Below are 14,890 nucleotides of genomic sequence, written 5' to 3'. Positions count from 1 at the left end.
TACGCACCGCGGGATACTAATCAGCTGAAAGTTATTCGCCTATCGCCGGCCGAACGGCTGGCTCATAATAGAGACTTGCCTCGGGTGGCAGTTGGGCTGCTCTGTCCGGCCGGCGAAGCCCGAAACTGCTGCATGCCTGGCGGGGTGTAAAGGCAGAGCTGACGGCGACGCGTTGATTCTTGCGGCGTCTTCCGAAATTGTCGCTCCCCTGTTTAGTCCCTGCCAGTCAGCCTGAAGGCAATTTCAACGATGAGGCCTTCCGGCTGAGGGAGCCAGCTCACGCTCCCGCCTGCGCTTTGGAAGGCGTTGTCGAGCAAACGGGTGCCTGCCCCGTTTCGAGCTTTTCCAAGCACGATCGGGCCGCCACTTTCCTGCCACCGCATCCGAACCACGTCGCCCTGAATGTCCCAGCTGACGTGAACACGGCCCTCGCTCGCCGACCACGCACCGTACTTCGTGGCGTTGGTCGCTAATTCGTGCAGAACAAGTCCCAGCATTAGCGTCGTGTCTGGATGAGGGCTCGCATCAACACCCTCATAGGATAGGCGGTCATTGCCATATGTCGCCGCCATTGCTTCGAGAAGTCCATGTAACGAGATGCCCCTCGGGTTTACTGCCGCGCCGGACTGAACTTCCGAGAGCGCCTTCAGACGCTCCGTAAAATTGTGCATGAACTCATCTGTGGTGTCTGAGCTTTTTGCCGATAAGCGCGCGATCGATTGCACCAACTGGAAGAGGTTCGTGATCCGGTGGCGCATCTCGGCCGCGACCAGCGAGGCGCGTTCTTCGGCGTCCCGCAGCGCAAAAAGTAACGCGTGGGTTAGGCTGACAGCTCCGATCATAAGGCAACCGAACGTGAGAAACGCCAGCACGGCGACAAGCGTTCCCAGGCCCCATTCGGGCGATGTGATCGGTTCCAGCCAAAGGGAGCTTCCGACGGTCACGCCAAGACCCAGGACGAGGATCCCAGCCCAGGAGCCGCCGAACAGGCTGGCTATGAGGATGGCGGGATAGAACGTCAGGAAAGCCAGCCCCCGTATCCATGGCGCGAGACCGAGGCGGACCAGGAGCGCGACAGCGAAGGCCGCAAGGCCCATCGCTGTCGAACGCGCGAGGGGTACTCTGGCGCGAGGCAGATATGCCAAGGCAAATTTCTGAAGCTCAGCATTGAGCTGCATTGCGATCCCGGCGTCGCGGCCCCCCATGCCCTATGTTTGCCGACGGTCATGGTGAGGTCAAGAACCTTGCCGCCAAGCCGAAGATCGCGGAAGCTCGCGTTCCGCATTCAGCTTCCAGCCAGTGGGGGACGCCAGTGAGGCATCCTGAACAGCCCGTCGGGCTCGAGCTCTTTTGGCTTCTAGCCGGCCCTCTTGCCGTCGAACTCGTTGTCTTGATCACGGGGTTGGCGCTGCACTGAGCCGTGAGCCCTGCGCCAGATCCCAGGAAGCAATCCGGGGCACTTGCTTAACTGAATGTCCGGCCGCATCTTTCTCTTGGGGAGAGAGGGCTTGGACAAGGCTCGATATAACAACGACTTTAGCTGCCGCTCGGCCCGCTCTAGGGGTTTGTTGGAACCTCATCAGCCTCGGAAAGATTGGCGTTTCTACCCATCGGCTTGATATTGTGGTATGTAGATGCCGCAATTCCATTGGTGTGAGCACGGATATTCCGCTCTACCGTTCAGGCCACGCCAGCGCAGCTGGCGTTCGGATCGTCCGGCGCAAATGACGATCGTCAGGGAGGAATGCCATGCGCGCAATCGCACTTTTCATCGCCTCGTCGGCCACGATCTTCCTTGCAAGCCCCTCGCGGGCGCAGGATGCCGCCGCGGGCGAGAAGGTCTTCACCAAGTGCAAGGTCTGCCATATTGCCGACCAAGACCAGAACAAGGTTGGCCCCTCTCTGAACGGCGTCATCGGGCGCACCGCGGGCACGCATCCCGGTTTCACTTATTCCATGGCCATGACCGAGGCAGGCAAATCCGGCATCAAATGGGATGAGCCCACGCTGACGAAGTATCTTCATGACCCCAGGAGCATGATCAAAGGGACGAAGATGGCGTTTCCCGGCCTCAAGAACGATCAGGACGTAACCAACGTCATCGCTTACCTGAAACAGTTTTCCAAGTAAGGCCAGTCGCTTTCACGCTTACCGCGGCGCGGGAATGGTTTGCGCCCCCGCCTGTGAGGGAAAACCGGCGAAATCACATTTGACGGCGTTAGACGCCGAAATCCTGAAGGTTCCTAAACGAAATTCGCTGTAACAAGACGGCCCAAGCCGCGCGGCGAGAGCTGCCCGAAAATAATCCGGGCGTATACCGGCTCTCAGACCGTCGATCACAAATTTTGTCGATTGAATTGTCAGAGATGACTTGAGCGCATCTAAGCCGGAACAGGGAACATCGCGACACGCAAGCGGTTGTAGAGTCGGCGGCACGGTCTGTCCTCCGTTCTGCCGGCCGTCTGAAAGGCAACGACGGAGCCCGCTCGTGCGAGCGGGCTCCGACCAGTTTTGAGATCCTGCGACTGAAGTCCAATTTCCGTCGCATTGGTCTTACCGGCGAAACATGCCCCTCGACGTTCGTCGCTCCCATCCCAAAATTGTAATGATCGGCGAAATGCACCGGTGAGGATGCGTGGTAATAGTTGATTCAACCATTGCTGGTATCTATTGGGTGGCGGCTCCGACAGCTGGCAGGGTGGGCTGCTGGGTGTTGCCGGAGCCGCCTGCGCGGCCGATGGAAAGACCGCGCTGTCTCAGAATAGGACAGCGCGGTCTATAATCAGTTAAGGCTAACGTATTCGCCGCCTCCCTCCTTTGTATATGTGCGAGGTTTCAACGGAACGGACGCTCTCGGTGTCAGTTTCTGCAGGCGGTCATATCCAGCTGTCACTGGCGATTGCCGCTCAGCCCGTCGCCTGTTCCCCCCATAGCTGGCGACGGGCTGTCGCTATCATCAGCACTGCGAAAGCCTGTCGGTGAACAGAGAGATGCCCGCGGACCAAAATCTTTTAAATGACGGCGCTGCTGCCGCCGCTAGGTCACGGCCAACTTCAGCAAGGGGATTCGCGATGAAGCGCACATATGAAAAGCCGACACTGGTCAAGCGAGACGCCGTTACAGCCAACATCGCCGTCTCGCTCGCGAACGGCGGGGCATCCGGACAAGACGATGCCCGTCGGCATGGCGGGTATCTATCTTAGCTGACACCAACGGGGAAGGTGACGCATTTCCTCACCGGTTCTCTCAAATGCTGCAGTGAGGCTTAGGTTTCAGTCTAGGGACCAAAGCGACCTCGGTCGTATCGAGAATACTGGCGCTCCGGCGATGGGGATATCTCCGGCCGAAGATGAAATGCGCGGTGTGCGCGGCAAGCGCGTTACCCTGGCCTACGCGCCAGATACCTCTCCGAAGAAGCTGCCGCAGCACTAAAGACGGCCCGGCGGCCATCAGTGCTTCGGGGGAAGTGGTGACGATCTGCCGGGCCTGGTCCGGGATTGGGGCAACCAGACCCCGGACACGCCAACCATAGCGTCACGGCAGCCGATGGCAATTGTGTTGTTTTGGTCAGCCGGCGAAGGCGAGCACGATTGTTGGCGATCTGTGTAAGGCAACAACGGGGGCAACCGCTTCAGGCGCCGCCAGGCATTTCCGCAGCGATCTGTCTGAGTCCTCTCTCGACGTCGGCAATATAGGTGCTGTCATTGGCATAGTGGTCCCAAAGGACCAAGCCGACAATCAGCGCAATCACGACCAAAGTCCATCGCATCGGAACCTCCCTCAAAGCTCCTCGCACCAGGCATTATCTTCCTGTTTTGCTGTGTTTACAAGTGATCGCTAATATACGGGAGAACTCGCCGGGCGAGGCCCCCAACAACAGCCTCAAACCCGACGAGCTGCCGGCCCGGGAGCGGTACCGGCAACGTGTGCTGTGCAAGATCAATGCCGGCAGTCCCGTCCTGAAATGGAACGGCCGCGCGCTAGCGCCGCGGAAAAGCCCGGCTCTGTCCGCCTAGCGGCGGAGATCCCGCGCGGTGAACTCGCCTGTCACGGGGCGACGCGATTGTCAGTGGGCGTTGGCTGACGGTGCCGTCTTGCCCTGGGTGGCCGCAGGCATGGACCTTAGTGAGGCACCAGTCTGCGTGTCGGTGGCCGGGACGGTATGATCCTCCCCGGACAGCGGGCTACCCCCGCCCGGCACTTGCTCGGCAGTCGGCGCTTTGTTGTTTATGCCGTTCTGGAAAGGTTGGCTCGATGTCGTCAAGCCGCCTGCCGATGTGGCGGTGAAGAGGTGATCGGCCGCTGACGCGGGGCCAGCGAGCAGCGAAAACGCTGCAATGAAGATAAGTGTTCGCATGGTGGGTTCTCCAACGATTGTATGGTCCCTCCGATGCTGGGCAGGAACGCCGCCGTCCCCTTCACGTCTTCAACGCCGCTCCTCGTAGCTTTATTCCCGAAAAAGCGTCTCGACCGGAGGCGCCTTCTCGTCGGCGGGCTTGTAGGGCCTCTTGTACTCTTTCCGTTCTGGCATCTGAATGGCAGACAACTTACATAGCCAGGGCTATGGCGCGTCGACGGCCCGGCGTCCCATCGCTTCGGGGAAGTGGTGACAATCCGCCGGGCTTTATCCGGGTTAGGGGTAACAACGGGCTTGTGCAGAAACGAGACAGGGGCAGCCGGTTGTGGCTAGCCGTCGCCATTATAGGCTGCGGGTTGTGGGGGAACTCATGCTCAGGCCTAAACAAAAGCCGCCGAAAGTCTATTCGAACGCCGACCGCTTTGGCGAGGATGGCCGGCGCCTCTACAGCGCATACGCAGCTACGCTGCGCAAAGGCCGTCGCAAGAGCCTCATGATACCTGTGGTCGACCTTCTGGCCGGTGCGCTTGCCGCAGCCACCGGGCCTTAGCCGGCAGGGGTAAGAGCCGCGAGCTAGTATATGCGCGTCTGCTAATAAATGGAAATTCAGCCAAAAGGCGCTGACCCGTGATGCGCGGCAGCGTGGGCGCTTGCTTACGCCCCATCACGAGGACGCCAATATTCGGCAGAATCCTTTAACCCGCCGCTGGGTGTGCCCCCACACCCGCGCGGCGGGCTAAGGTGTGACCGGCGCCTTTTCTCGTGGGGAGAATTGCCTGAGTCCTGGCGCCGGCCTGGCGAACCGGCGGTCCGCCGCACATGCAAGATAGCTAATTTCTACCACAAAAGGACATGGCGTGATCGCGTACCTCTAGGTTCGTCCATCGATCAGGAATATAATCCTCGCTGGTGCGGCGACCTCATTTTCGGAGATCTGCAGGCTTCCGCTGAAAGCCCAACCCCTTCGCCAAGTCCGATCGCCGCTGCGCATAGTTCGGCGCCACCATCGGATACTCTGCCGGCAGGTTCCATTTCGCGCGATACTGCTTTGGTGTAAGACCGTGATCGGTCCTCAGGTGCCGCTTGAGCGACTTGAACTCCTTGCCGTCCTCCAGGCAGATGATGTGATCGGGGAAGACCGAGCGCTCCGGGTCGACGGCAGGCTCCTGCTTTGGCAGCAGGGCTGCGCCAGTGAGCGAGTAATACACCGACGCGATCAAATCCGCCAAGTCGGTTACCGAGACGAGATTATTGCTAACATAAGCGGAGACGATGTCGGCGGTGAGGTCCACTAGTGACATGCGAAATCTCTTTGTCTGACAAACCTCTCTATTTGAGCGCATCTGCTAATAAAATGAAATCCCGCTAAAAGGCCGAGCCGCCCTTGGATCGCCAGCATGACGGCTGGACTCTTCAAGAGCTTATCGACGCGGGCATGTCCGTCACGGGCGGCTGCCTAGACTGCCATCGTCATCAGAGCATCGATCTGCCGGCGCTCCGCGATCGCTTCGGCCCTGACGCTCCCGCCATGGAGTGGATCTGCGGCCGAAGATGAAGTGCGCCATCCCGCGCCCGCCACAGGGTGGATGCCAAGCTCACCGGCCGTCGGGTTGAGCCCGCGCTTCAGCGCGCCGATGACGGAAGTGGTGATGCCGGAGGAGTGCCAGTCCATGCCCATCACAGCGCCGAAGGACTGGAACCAGAAGGGATGGGCCAGGCGCCGTAAAAGCTCGTCGCGGCCATAATGATGGATGATGGCTTCGCACAGCACCGCGCCGAGCTTCGTCATGCGATCGCCCAGCCATTTCGGAACCCGCCCGCCATGCAGCGGCAGGTCGGCGCTGCCGCTTCGCTGCGTCACTTTTGCTTCCCTTATGAATGCCGGGCATTTAGCGGGAATTTGCAAGGCGGCGCAGCCGCAGCCAATGTTTGGCCGTGTCAGTAACGGCAAACCCGCACGCGTTCCAGCACCCGGCGATGATGATGCCAGTGCCGCACCCACTTTACGTGGCAATGGCGGTAGTGGCGGTGCCGGTAGTAGCGATGCGGATAGCGGGCCACGTAGCCAGGATAATAATCGCGATAATAGCGAGGGCCGTAATAGCGGCCGCCATAATCGTAAAACGGGCCGCCGCCGTAGAAAGGACCACCGTTGAATGGCCCACCGAATGGGCCACCGTAGAACGGGCTGAAGCCGCCGAATGGACCGAAACCGAGACCGAAGAACCCCTGCGCATCCGCAGGCGCGACCGTGGCTGCCGCGGTGGCAACGGCGATCACTGAAGCGAGTAGCAGTTTTCTCATGGCAACCTCCTCCTGAAGGCTGATCATCGGGTAAACGCGCCGTAGGAACCCATGTTCCCGGTCGCTAATATTCCCGGTGGCAAGAGCAGGTTGCGGCGAAGATGCTGAGGCGGACGCACTACGGCAACATCTCCCCTCGCCGCGGGGAGATGTCCGCTCGCTGGTCGGTCAGCGCCGGCAGATGCGGATCTTTTCGATGACGCGGTGGCCGTGGCGCCAGTGCTTCACGATCTTGATCCGGCAATGATCGCGATAATACCGGTTATGATAGCGCACCACATAACGCTCGCGATAGGGAGTGTAGTAGTCGTCATCGTAGACGTGTCGGTAATAGCGGTGAGGGTAATACCCGCCATAGTAGTCACCATAGTAATCGCCGTAGCTGGGGCCGACGCCGATGCCGAACTGAACGCTACCGGCACTCGCCGGCGCGATCGCAAACGCCGAGGCGATGGCGATCATCGAAGCAAGCAGAAGCTTTTTCATCGCTGCCTCCTTGAGGTCGATGGTTGCCCCTTCGAGGCACAAACGGTTTCGGGACGGGTGGTGTTCCGAGAAAGTTGGACGGCGATCCTGGGCCCGGCAAGGAGCGAAGCGGCGCCGAAGCTGTCGATCTTCGCCCTTGCGGGGGAGCCACGCTTTTCTTCGCCCCGCTGTCTTCGATCTTCGGAGTCGCCATACCCCCTGCGGCAATCACAACGGCGCCGAATTCCTAGGTGCTGACGGCCACCAAGCGCGATTTGTGATGGTGGCGGTTCGCTAACAGGCAACCCCGCGTTTGTGGCGTTCAACCGGCTTGCGGGATACAATGAGCCACACACCTGAACTCTCCAAGTTGGGGTTCTTTTTGGCCCGGCTGCCTCGGTGGCCGGGCTTTTTAGCAATCGCGGATGTGTTATGTGCGTTCGAACCGGATTCGGGGTGGGAGTGAGCATCACACCTGAACCTCTCCAAGTTCGGCTTTGGCCCGGCGGCTTCGGCTTCCGGGCTATTCTTTATGTGGAACAATGTACCTGACAGCGCTGCCGCCGTGCGCGACCGTGACTGTCGTATAGCCGGCCGGCAGGGCGCCCGTGGTAGTTGGATCGACTTCCTGGCCACGGCCGATCATTCCGCTAGGAGCGCGAGGCCGTCGGCTTCATGGCTGGCGTGATCCTGTGCCCGTTGACTCTTTTCGTCATGACCTTCGCGATGTCGAGGGGAGTTCCGGTAGCGGGTCTTCTCTTTGCCGTTACGATGATGACCGGCATTGCAGTGACCCTGTCCACGGTGGCGGTGTTGCCGATCCTGTTCCGCGAACGGCTTGTGCACATCTTTGAGAGCCGCGCCTGTTCGCTGCTGTCTCACGGCATCGAAGGCGCTGCGGGGATCGTGCTCGCCAGCGTCGCCGCAGATCGCAGCAGCTTGAGGGATGGGTTGACCGCAGTCGCACAGGGTCGTGCGCAGCTTCAGCTCTCTTCAGGCGGCTTGATGTGGCGGAAAGCCCAAAGCAAGGCCAAGTCGTAGAGGATCTTGAGGGCACCGCAGATCACCAGAGGCCAGGCTTCGAACCCCTCGGCAAATAGCGCGCCGGCGATCGCCGGGCTCGCAGCGGCCGCGAGGCTGCGTGGTACAGAGGTGACGCTCGCCGCCGCGGGCCGCTCCGGTGGCGTAACGACTGCCATCACATACGAGGAGCGAGTCGGCACGTCCATCTGGGACAGTGCTGCGCGTACAAGAAGAAATGCCAGAGAGACATAGAGATTCGGCACCAAGGCGGCCAGGATCAGGCAAATGCTTGACGGGATGTGCGTGAACACCATCGTGTTCACAAGCCCGATGCGCCTCGACAGCCATGCAGCGACCGGAAATGAAACCGCAGACAAAACACCCGACCAGAAAAAGAACACCCCGGCGGTCGATAGCGAAAGCCCGAACCTGCTGAACAGCCACAAAGCTATGAGCGATTGCACGGCAAAACCGCCGGCGAAGGCATCGATGCTGAACAGCGCCGCCAGCTTGTAGACAATAGCGCGCGACGGCCCAAGTGCCGCGGCGGGCCGGTCCTGTGGAGACGTTTTCGGACCAGCAGGAATGCGCGCGTACACCAGGCCGCCCGCCACGCCAAGAACGGCATAGAGGAAAAACATTGCCTTGAGAGCGGTGAGCCGTGCGATCCCAATCGTCACCAAGAAATCGGGACTGGTTGCAGCAAGGGCGCCAAACGCAGCCGCCAGCGCACCTAACAGGCTATGGCGTGCGAATGCCTCCGTGCGGTCCGTATCCGCGACAAGCCGAGACAAGACGGCGTGCTCGAGCGGAACGAAGATGCTGACGCTCCCGGACGAAGGATTGATCGTGCCCAGGAAAGCCACGAGCAGAACAGCTGCATAGGTGCTTGACTGCGTGTAGGCCACCCCGGTTGCGATCATCAGGCCGGACGCAGCCAAAAGCAGAGTGCGCCGGTCCGCCCGTACGGCCAGGAATCCAATGCCGAGCGTCAGAAGCGCCGAACCAAGGAGTGCGGCGGTGGCGACAACGCCGATCTCGAGCGGTCCAAACCCGATTGAAGCCAGGTATACCGGCAAGAGCACTGCGGCAAAGCCATCGCCAAAGTCTCGACAGGCCCGCGCCGCGTATATGTCCGCAGCGCGGCCGCCTTTCCCAAGGTGCTTGACCTCGCCAGGGCCAACGCAGTTGCCTTCGGAATTTCGAAGGGACTCTGTCAAAGATCAGCTACCCGTCTTGAGGTGTACTTGATCGAGGGCCAGGTTTAGTCCTTTGGCCAACTTCCCGACAGTCGTCATTCGCCCAGAGATCAATGGAGAACAGCCCGGGTTCGTCGTCGGGCTGATTGTGCATGGACGCGACCTCTATTCCGCTTTCCGGCAACGCTTTTAGCACTGAGTTCAGGTCGGAAGCGATCAAGACCAAGTCGCAAATCTGAGCCACGGCGAAAGGAACCAATTCGGCTGCTTTGCGCCGCATCTCGGTCGTACAAACGTTATGTGGTTGTTGCGCAAGAGCCGCCGTTTGAAGAGTGGGCATGTGGCTATTCGGGCGGGGCGGGGGGACGTCAATCGTCGTCAAGCGTCGCTGACGCCTGAGCTGCCGACCGTTCGAGTGTCGCCTCGAACAGCCCGGTCTTGTCGCCTACGGATGTGTGACGGAAAACTTCTGAAACTCCTTTCGGGCGCCGCACCCGACGTCTCGCGCCCCTGATGCGGGGTGTTGGCGTCGTGACTGTCGCAAAGGATGTATCAAACCAGAAACAATCCTTTGATTGCTTGAAGGCCCGATGCGTTGGGAGCGACCATCGCCATTGCCTGGCTTGACAGTCCAAGATGGTCTTTCAACACCGCGTTGACGATCGAGCGGGCATCGGTGGTGACTGCCAAGTCGGTCCCCTCGTGGAGCTGATCTGGCGCCAATCCGGGCCAGCGACCCGCGATCCGCCCTCCGGCTATCGCACCACCCATCAAGAACGCTACGCTGGCACTGCCATGGTCGGTGCCGCCTTGGTCGTTGAAGTGGGCAGAGCGCCCGAATTCCGTAATGCCGAGCACAACGGTTTGACGCCAGATTGCGGCTGCCGCTTCCGAGAACGCGACGACACCGCGCGCCAATGTCCCAAGGGTGGCCGAAAGACGCTCTCCCTGAGCAACGTGGGTATCGATACCGTCCAACTGCAGCAGGGCCACGCGCGGGCCGTCCGGCCCGGACAGCGCCTGCCCCGCGGAGGTCGCCGCTGCGACAAAGCTTGCAGCACTCAGCGCATGTCGCCGCGCAAGCAATGTCTGCACGGCGTCTCCGGCTGAACCGGACGCCTCGCCGAGCCAAAGGCGGGCGAGGTCAAGTCCCGGATTGCCCAACACAAGATCGAAAAGCGCGTCATTTGGCAGGCCGGCCGGCGCAGCACGCCAGATTGGTTGCCTTCCCTGCGACAGCACCGAAGCGGCTCTTCCCGGCCAGCCAAAATCGCCGCCGTCGAAATCGCCGTCGAACAGCACCCTCTGCGCGGCGTCATGCGATCTCCCGATATCCGGGATGCCCGTCGCGGGCAGGATCAGCAATTCGCCAGCCGAATAGAACCGAGCAAGAGGTTCCAGCGCCGGATGAAGTGCGAACAGCGGATCAAGCTTCACACCGAACGCGTCGTCGGAGGTGCCAAGTTCTCTCGCCCTGCCTCGTCCCCGCCGGAAATCCGGATCACCATGGGGCGGCAGCGCGGCCAGCGCATCAAGTCCGCCCCGAAGGTGGACGACCAGCAGCCGCGGGTGGATGTCGCCGGCAAAAACCGCCGAAGCAAAGCCTGCGCTGGTAGCAAAAAGCGAGGTAAGACCCAAACCCTGGAGGGCCGTGCGGCGCGTCAATTGCATTTCGGATAGTCCGGATCAGCGACGTCCGGCGTTCCGGCCGTCGAAAATCCAAGCTGATCGGCATTTGGGATCACGCCCTTTTTGATCGGGGCCTCTGGCAAACTCGCAGTGGTCCGAGCCAACAGTCCCGCCAGGACTGGAGCGGCAAGGGACGTCCCCGAACAGATATTCTGTCTTAGCTTGTGATTGTTTGTACTCCGCCAAAGCACCTGGACGCCAACGCCGGGCTCGGACATGGCCGCGCCAAAAGCGCCGCCATTCCAAAGCACATCACACCACCCGTTTGAAACGGTGCTGCACACGCCAGTGCCGGTGCCGGTCGGGATATAAGTGCTGTCGGATGCCGAGACACTTTGGATGAAGCCTTGCGTCGGGTTTGGAGAAAGATATTCCGACGCATTGGCCGGGAAAAAGGACTGTACCCACGACGCCTCGTCGTCTTCCCGCGCATTGCCCGCCGCAATCACGATGCGGACCTGCTTGTTTGCGATCTCAAACAGCAGCTTGTCCATCTGACCAAGCAGGTCCAATTGGCCACCCTTCTTCGCGGTCTCCATGAACTGCGTGCCCCAGCTGATGTTCAGGATTTGGCCGGCCGACGCATGATCACTGACATATTGTAGGGCGACAAGCGGCGGTCCGACGATCTTCGACTTTTCGCCTTCAAATGCCTTGACAATCTTGAGTGGCACCCCTGGGCTGACCCCAACGATGCCAAGGAATTGACCGCTTGTTGTACCTTGCACGCGCATTCCGCCAATGATGCCTGCGACCATCGTGCCGTGACCTTGAGTGTCTCGCGCGCCGGTGGTCGTGCTGCATGGGGTAACCATACAGTTGATCCGTTCCGAAATATTGAGAAGCCCTTTTGTGACGACGTCGTCGTCGACGCCGCTATCGATGATCCAGACCGCAGGCCCGCCGGTCACAGGACTGGGCGACCCGATGACTCTGCAAACGCTCGGCGGCACGAGCTTGTCACCCGTCACAGGCTCTAGCCGACTACGTGCTTCGCAACCGCCATCCGCGAACAGGCTTACTTCAAGTGAGTCCGGCTCCTGATACCCTTCCGAAAGAAGCTTGTTCGCTTCCTCGTCGGTAAAGCTTCCAGTGACCAGGCTAAACCCCAGATCCGGCATGTCGACAGCCTGCAGGGCGTCCCCCGACGGATTGATCTTGTTCAGGCTGGTGATAACCGATGCAAATCTGTCCTTGTCCGCAAGTGGCGCGATGAATGTGTGTTGCGTTACTTGCGGCCCGCCGGGGTCTTCGTCCGCGTGCACGATTGTGGACGCGGAAAGTGTGGTGGCGAGAGAAGTCACAAGCCAGGCGAACCTCATGGATCCCAACCGTCTGCTGGTCGACTGACTTGCAGCATGCTCCCAATAGCTCTTTCTGTCCACGGCAAAGCTTTGGAGGCGAACCGCTCGAGGGCTCTTCTTGCAGCCAAAGAAAAAGCAGCCTAGGTTGTTGTCGCACGCCTCAAAGCGCGGGGAGCAACGCTTGTGCCCAAGGTGAAACTCAAGCAGGGCCGACAGGCTCAGGAGATTGGCGCGGCACTCGTGGGAGCCTGGCTGAAGGCTTTGCCGCCCGCATTCACGGCGACTGTATCAGCGGTAGTCTCGACAAGTCCTTTGCGTATAACCGTCGACATACCGAACGCATTCACGCTCAACGATGTCATAGCTCTGCGCACTGGGGATAAAAGTGGCAGCCTTCGAAGTGTGAAGGTGGGACAGATCACAGGTGCTACGGGAAACACCTTACGTGTTGTTGATCTTGCTGGTGTCGATATCGACTATAAAGGCAAGAGCTTGCTGAATGGCGTAGTGTCGAAAGTAAAAGACCTGAATGACGTCATTTTTCGTAACGAACTTACTATTGTGTTGGAGCAGATCGTCGACGCGAAAGTGAAACTGGCGTGCGATGCGCCTACGGAGCTGACTGTGGTCCTGCCGGCCCTGCCGGAAGGCGTTGTCACGCGAGAGGACCTGATAGATTACCTCGGGGCGTACCACAAAAACGCGCAGGGTCGGCACTATCATGACGAGCTTGCGTCCGCGGTCCTTTTCGGCTGCCGATAGCAAACTTCAAGATCAGTTCGGCAGCCCTGCGGCGAGCAGCCCCTTCAACAGCGCGGCCCGATCCTCCTCCAGGCGATAGGGCTCCTTGGCCACGAATCGACTGCAGGAAAAGCTGGGTGTACCCGCCAACACGCGAGCCGCGTACGACTTTGCATCGCTGTCCCGGCCAAGCGCCGAGCTCGAAGCGGCCATGTAGGCCGTAACCCATGTCGGCATGGTCGACGAACGGCTCAAAGCGACCAATGCCGGCTCGGGCCGGCCCGCAATGAAGTGGACGATGCCGCGAAACGGCCAATACCAGGATGGTTCATAGAGCGGATCGAGCACCTGCGCCCGCTCGAACCATTGCATGGCGCGATCCGGTTCGCCGCAAAATGTGTAGAGGGTGCCGAGATAGGAAACCTGCTCGGGATCGTTCGGATTGAGGTAGAGGGCCCGTGCGTAGAGTTGCGCGGCGACGTCGAAGTCTCGCAGGTGCAGCAGCACCCAGCCGAGAATGTTGAGGCAGACCGGATCGTTGGCGGAGAGCGCCACCGCCTTCTTGGCAATTTCATGCGCCTCGTTGAGCAGGGCGTCGGAAGATCCCATGTCGCGAAACCATTCCAGCTGCTTGTAGTGAGCCAGCTTGGCATAGGCGCGCCCATAGGTCGGATCGAGGTCGATGGCGCGCTGATACCATTGCCTGGCTTCCGCTTCGCACGCGAGGTCGCCTAGCGGCAGGGCGTTGCCACGCAGCACGCACTCATAGGCAGCCAAGTTGGCCGGCGGCTTGCGCCGTGCCTTCTCCGCACCCGCCGCCTTGAGCCGGCCGATAACTGTGCCCACGATCTTGCGGACCAGTTCGTCCTGCACATCGAATATGTCCTGATCGTCGCTGTCATAATGCTCTGCCCAAACATCACCGCCGGACGTGGCATCGACCAGTTCGCACGACAGGCGGATACGCCTCCCCATCCTGCGGATTCGCCCCGCAAGCTCGAAATCGAGCCCGATATCCGAGACCAGCTTCGGCAGCTCCACATCCTTGAGCCGCATCGAGGTGTGATATGACGCGACGGAAAGCTGCGTGAACCGCGTCAGCTCGGTAATGACGTCTTCAGTGAACCCTTCGCTGAAGTACGGCTCCACGCCACCGGTGCTGACAAATGGGCGGACCAGGATCGACGGCGCGTTCGAGCTCGAAGTCTCGGCGCCGATCCTCGCAAAGGCGCCGTCGGGTCTGTGAATAAGCGAGTAGACGGCCACCGGTCGGGGAATGTTCTTGAGCAGAAAGTCACCGCAATATTCGAAGGGCAATTGGAGCCCTGCGCGGACCTCCTCATGCACTTTTGCCGAAAGGCAAATGCCTCCGGGAGCCGCGATCTGTTCAAGCCGTGCAGCCACGTTCACACCGTCGCCGAACACGTCTCCGTCGCCGTCGACGATAATGTCGCCGAAATTTATGCCCATCCGAAGCGACAGACCGGGCGACGACCGCTCGGGGCTTGCGAGATAGGCCTGAATAGCCACCCCGCACCGCACCGCTTCGACCGCGCTGAAGAACTCCGCCACCATACCGTCGCCAGTGTTCTTTACGACGCGGCCGTCATGCCGATGAACGTAGCCTGGGATCTCGTCGCGCATCAACGCTCGGACGCGGGTAAACGTGCCTTCCTCGTCTTCCGCCATTTGTTGCGAATAGCCGACCACGTCCGCGACCACGATCGCAGTCAGCCGTCGCTTCAGGGTGCCGTTGCTTGCGATCAATCTAGGCTTTGGGGTCAATCCATACCTCGGGTCGGACGTCC

The 14,890-nt window shown here is 60.4% G+C and carries 14 protein-coding genes and 1 pseudogene; 4 read left to right on the top strand and 11 right to left on the bottom strand.

The genetic code is table 11. The annotated features are described in order from the left end of the window. Positions 1 to 212: 212 nt before the first annotated feature. Positions 213 to 1,178: an HWE histidine kinase domain-containing protein gene (locus P9228_RS11300; RefSeq protein WP_278053461.1), complete on the bottom strand. Its 966-nt coding sequence runs from the start codon at positions 1,176 to 1,178 to the stop codon at positions 213 to 215. 571 nt (positions 1,179 to 1,749) lie between these two features. On the opposite strand from P9228_RS11300, the gene P9228_RS11295 reads away from it, so the two are divergent. Next, positions 1,750 to 2,130, top strand: coding sequence for a cytochrome c family protein (locus P9228_RS11295; RefSeq protein ID WP_095802744.1), 381 nt, complete (start codon positions 1,750 to 1,752; stop codon positions 2,128 to 2,130). Between the two features lie 1,501 nt (positions 2,131 to 3,631). On the opposite strand, the gene P9228_RS11290 is transcribed toward P9228_RS11295, so the two are convergent. After that, complete coding sequence (locus P9228_RS11290; RefSeq protein ID WP_278053460.1) at positions 3,632 to 3,769, bottom strand: hypothetical protein; 138 nt, start codon at positions 3,767 to 3,769, stop codon at positions 3,632 to 3,634. A gap of 297 nt (positions 3,770 to 4,066) precedes the next feature. Continuing rightward, complete coding sequence (locus P9228_RS11285; RefSeq protein WP_128294375.1) at positions 4,067 to 4,357, bottom strand: hypothetical protein; 291 nt, start codon at positions 4,355 to 4,357, stop codon at positions 4,067 to 4,069. 370 nt (positions 4,358 to 4,727) lie between these two features. Here P9228_RS11285 and P9228_RS11280 point away from each other — a divergent pair, with 370 nt between their 5' ends. Beyond that, positions 4,728 to 4,907, top strand: coding sequence for a hypothetical protein (locus P9228_RS11280; protein ID WP_278053459.1), 180 nt, complete (start codon positions 4,728 to 4,730; stop codon positions 4,905 to 4,907). Between the two features lie 370 nt (positions 4,908 to 5,277). On the opposite strand, the gene P9228_RS11275 is transcribed toward P9228_RS11280, so the two are convergent. From P9228_RS11275 to P9228_RS11260, 4 genes and pseudogenes are all read right to left on the bottom strand, one after another. Beyond that, positions 5,278 to 5,658, bottom strand: coding sequence for a MucR family transcriptional regulator (locus tag P9228_RS11275; protein WP_095802741.1), 381 nt, complete (start codon positions 5,656 to 5,658; stop codon positions 5,278 to 5,280). Positions 5,659 to 5,939: 281 nt separating this feature from the next. Then, positions 5,940 to 6,218: pseudogene (locus P9228_RS11270) on the bottom strand (DUF763 domain-containing protein); the annotation flags it as partial. A gap of 77 nt (positions 6,219 to 6,295) precedes the next feature. Beyond that, positions 6,296 to 6,661, bottom strand: coding sequence for a hypothetical protein (locus P9228_RS11265; protein WP_278053456.1), 366 nt, complete (start codon positions 6,659 to 6,661; stop codon positions 6,296 to 6,298). A gap of 168 nt (positions 6,662 to 6,829) precedes the next feature. Continuing rightward, entirely contained in the window at positions 6,830 to 7,147 is a 318-nt protein-coding gene (locus P9228_RS11260; RefSeq protein WP_066999538.1) for a hypothetical protein, read from the bottom strand. 654 nt (positions 7,148 to 7,801) lie between these two features. Here P9228_RS11260 and P9228_RS11255 point away from each other — a divergent pair. Then, positions 7,802 to 8,167, top strand: coding sequence for a hypothetical protein (locus tag P9228_RS11255; protein WP_278053453.1), 366 nt, complete (start codon positions 7,802 to 7,804; stop codon positions 8,165 to 8,167). On the opposite strand, the gene P9228_RS11250 is transcribed toward P9228_RS11255, so the two are convergent. The 3 genes from P9228_RS11250 to P9228_RS11240 form a co-directional block, all read right to left on the bottom strand. Then, a complete protein-coding gene (locus tag P9228_RS11250; protein WP_278054051.1) occupies positions 8,110 to 9,282 on the bottom strand; it encodes an MFS transporter in 1,173 nt (390 codons plus the stop codon). The genes P9228_RS11255 and P9228_RS11250 overlap by 58 nt on opposite strands. Before the next feature lie 618 nt (positions 9,283 to 9,900). Beyond that, a complete protein-coding gene (locus P9228_RS11245) occupies positions 9,901 to 11,019 on the bottom strand; it encodes a DUF1501 domain-containing protein (RefSeq protein ID WP_127216139.1) in 1,119 nt (372 codons plus the stop codon). Further along, entirely contained in the window at positions 11,010 to 12,359 is a 1,350-nt protein-coding gene (locus tag P9228_RS11240) for a S8 family serine peptidase (protein ID WP_278053451.1), read from the bottom strand. Before P9228_RS11240 ends, P9228_RS11245 begins: the two co-directional genes overlap by 10 nt. Before the next feature lie 165 nt (positions 12,360 to 12,524). On the opposite strand from P9228_RS11240, the gene P9228_RS11235 reads away from it, so the two are divergent. Further along, positions 12,525 to 13,103 (top strand): hypothetical protein, encoded by a 579-nt coding sequence (locus P9228_RS11235; RefSeq protein WP_127403287.1) that lies wholly within the window; start codon positions 12,525 to 12,527, stop codon positions 13,101 to 13,103. A gap of 12 nt (positions 13,104 to 13,115) precedes the next feature. Here the strand turns inward: P9228_RS11235 and P9228_RS11230 are convergent, their stop codons facing one another. Next, positions 13,116 to 14,849: an adenylate/guanylate cyclase domain-containing protein gene (locus P9228_RS11230; protein WP_127403288.1), complete on the bottom strand. Its 1,734-nt coding sequence runs from the start codon at positions 14,847 to 14,849 to the stop codon at positions 13,116 to 13,118. Positions 14,850 to 14,890 lie beyond the last annotated feature (41 nt).

Origin of the sequence: Mesorhizobium sp. WSM4898, assembly GCF_029625845.1 — a bacterium.
Taxonomy (GTDB): Bacteria; Pseudomonadota; Alphaproteobacteria; order Rhizobiales; family Rhizobiaceae; genus Mesorhizobium.
This window is presented reverse-complemented; position numbering and strand designations above follow the sequence as displayed.

Excerpts from the sequence above, each read along its gene's own strand:
- P9228_RS11300 (WP_278053461.1), bottom strand. The coding sequence starts at position 1,178 with ATGCAGCTCAATGCTGAGCTTCAGAAATTTGCCTTGGCATATCTGCCT.
- P9228_RS11295 (WP_095802744.1), top strand. The coding sequence starts at position 1,750 with ATGCGCGCAATCGCACTTTTCATCGCCTCGTCGGCCACGATCTTCCTT.
- P9228_RS11290 (WP_278053460.1), bottom strand. The coding sequence starts at position 3,769 with ATGCGATGGACTTTGGTCGTGATTGCGCTGATTGTCGGCTTGGTCCTT.
- P9228_RS11285 (WP_128294375.1), bottom strand. The coding sequence starts at position 4,357 with ATGCGAACACTTATCTTCATTGCAGCGTTTTCGCTGCTCGCTGGCCCC.
- P9228_RS11280 (WP_278053459.1), top strand. The coding sequence starts at position 4,728 with ATGCTCAGGCCTAAACAAAAGCCGCCGAAAGTCTATTCGAACGCCGAC.
- P9228_RS11275 (WP_095802741.1), bottom strand. The coding sequence starts at position 5,658 with ATGTCACTAGTGGACCTCACCGCCGACATCGTCTCCGCTTATGTTAGC.
- P9228_RS11265 (WP_278053456.1), bottom strand. The coding sequence starts at position 6,661 with ATGAGAAAACTGCTACTCGCTTCAGTGATCGCCGTTGCCACCGCGGCA.
- P9228_RS11260 (WP_066999538.1), bottom strand. The coding sequence starts at position 7,147 with ATGAAAAAGCTTCTGCTTGCTTCGATGATCGCCATCGCCTCGGCGTTT.
- P9228_RS11255 (WP_278053453.1), top strand. The coding sequence starts at position 7,802 with ATGGCTGGCGTGATCCTGTGCCCGTTGACTCTTTTCGTCATGACCTTC.
- P9228_RS11245 (WP_127216139.1), bottom strand. The coding sequence starts at position 11,019 with ATGCAATTGACGCGCCGCACGGCCCTCCAGGGTTTGGGTCTTACCTCG.
- P9228_RS11240 (WP_278053451.1), bottom strand. The coding sequence starts at position 12,359 with ATGAGGTTCGCCTGGCTTGTGACTTCTCTCGCCACCACACTTTCCGCG.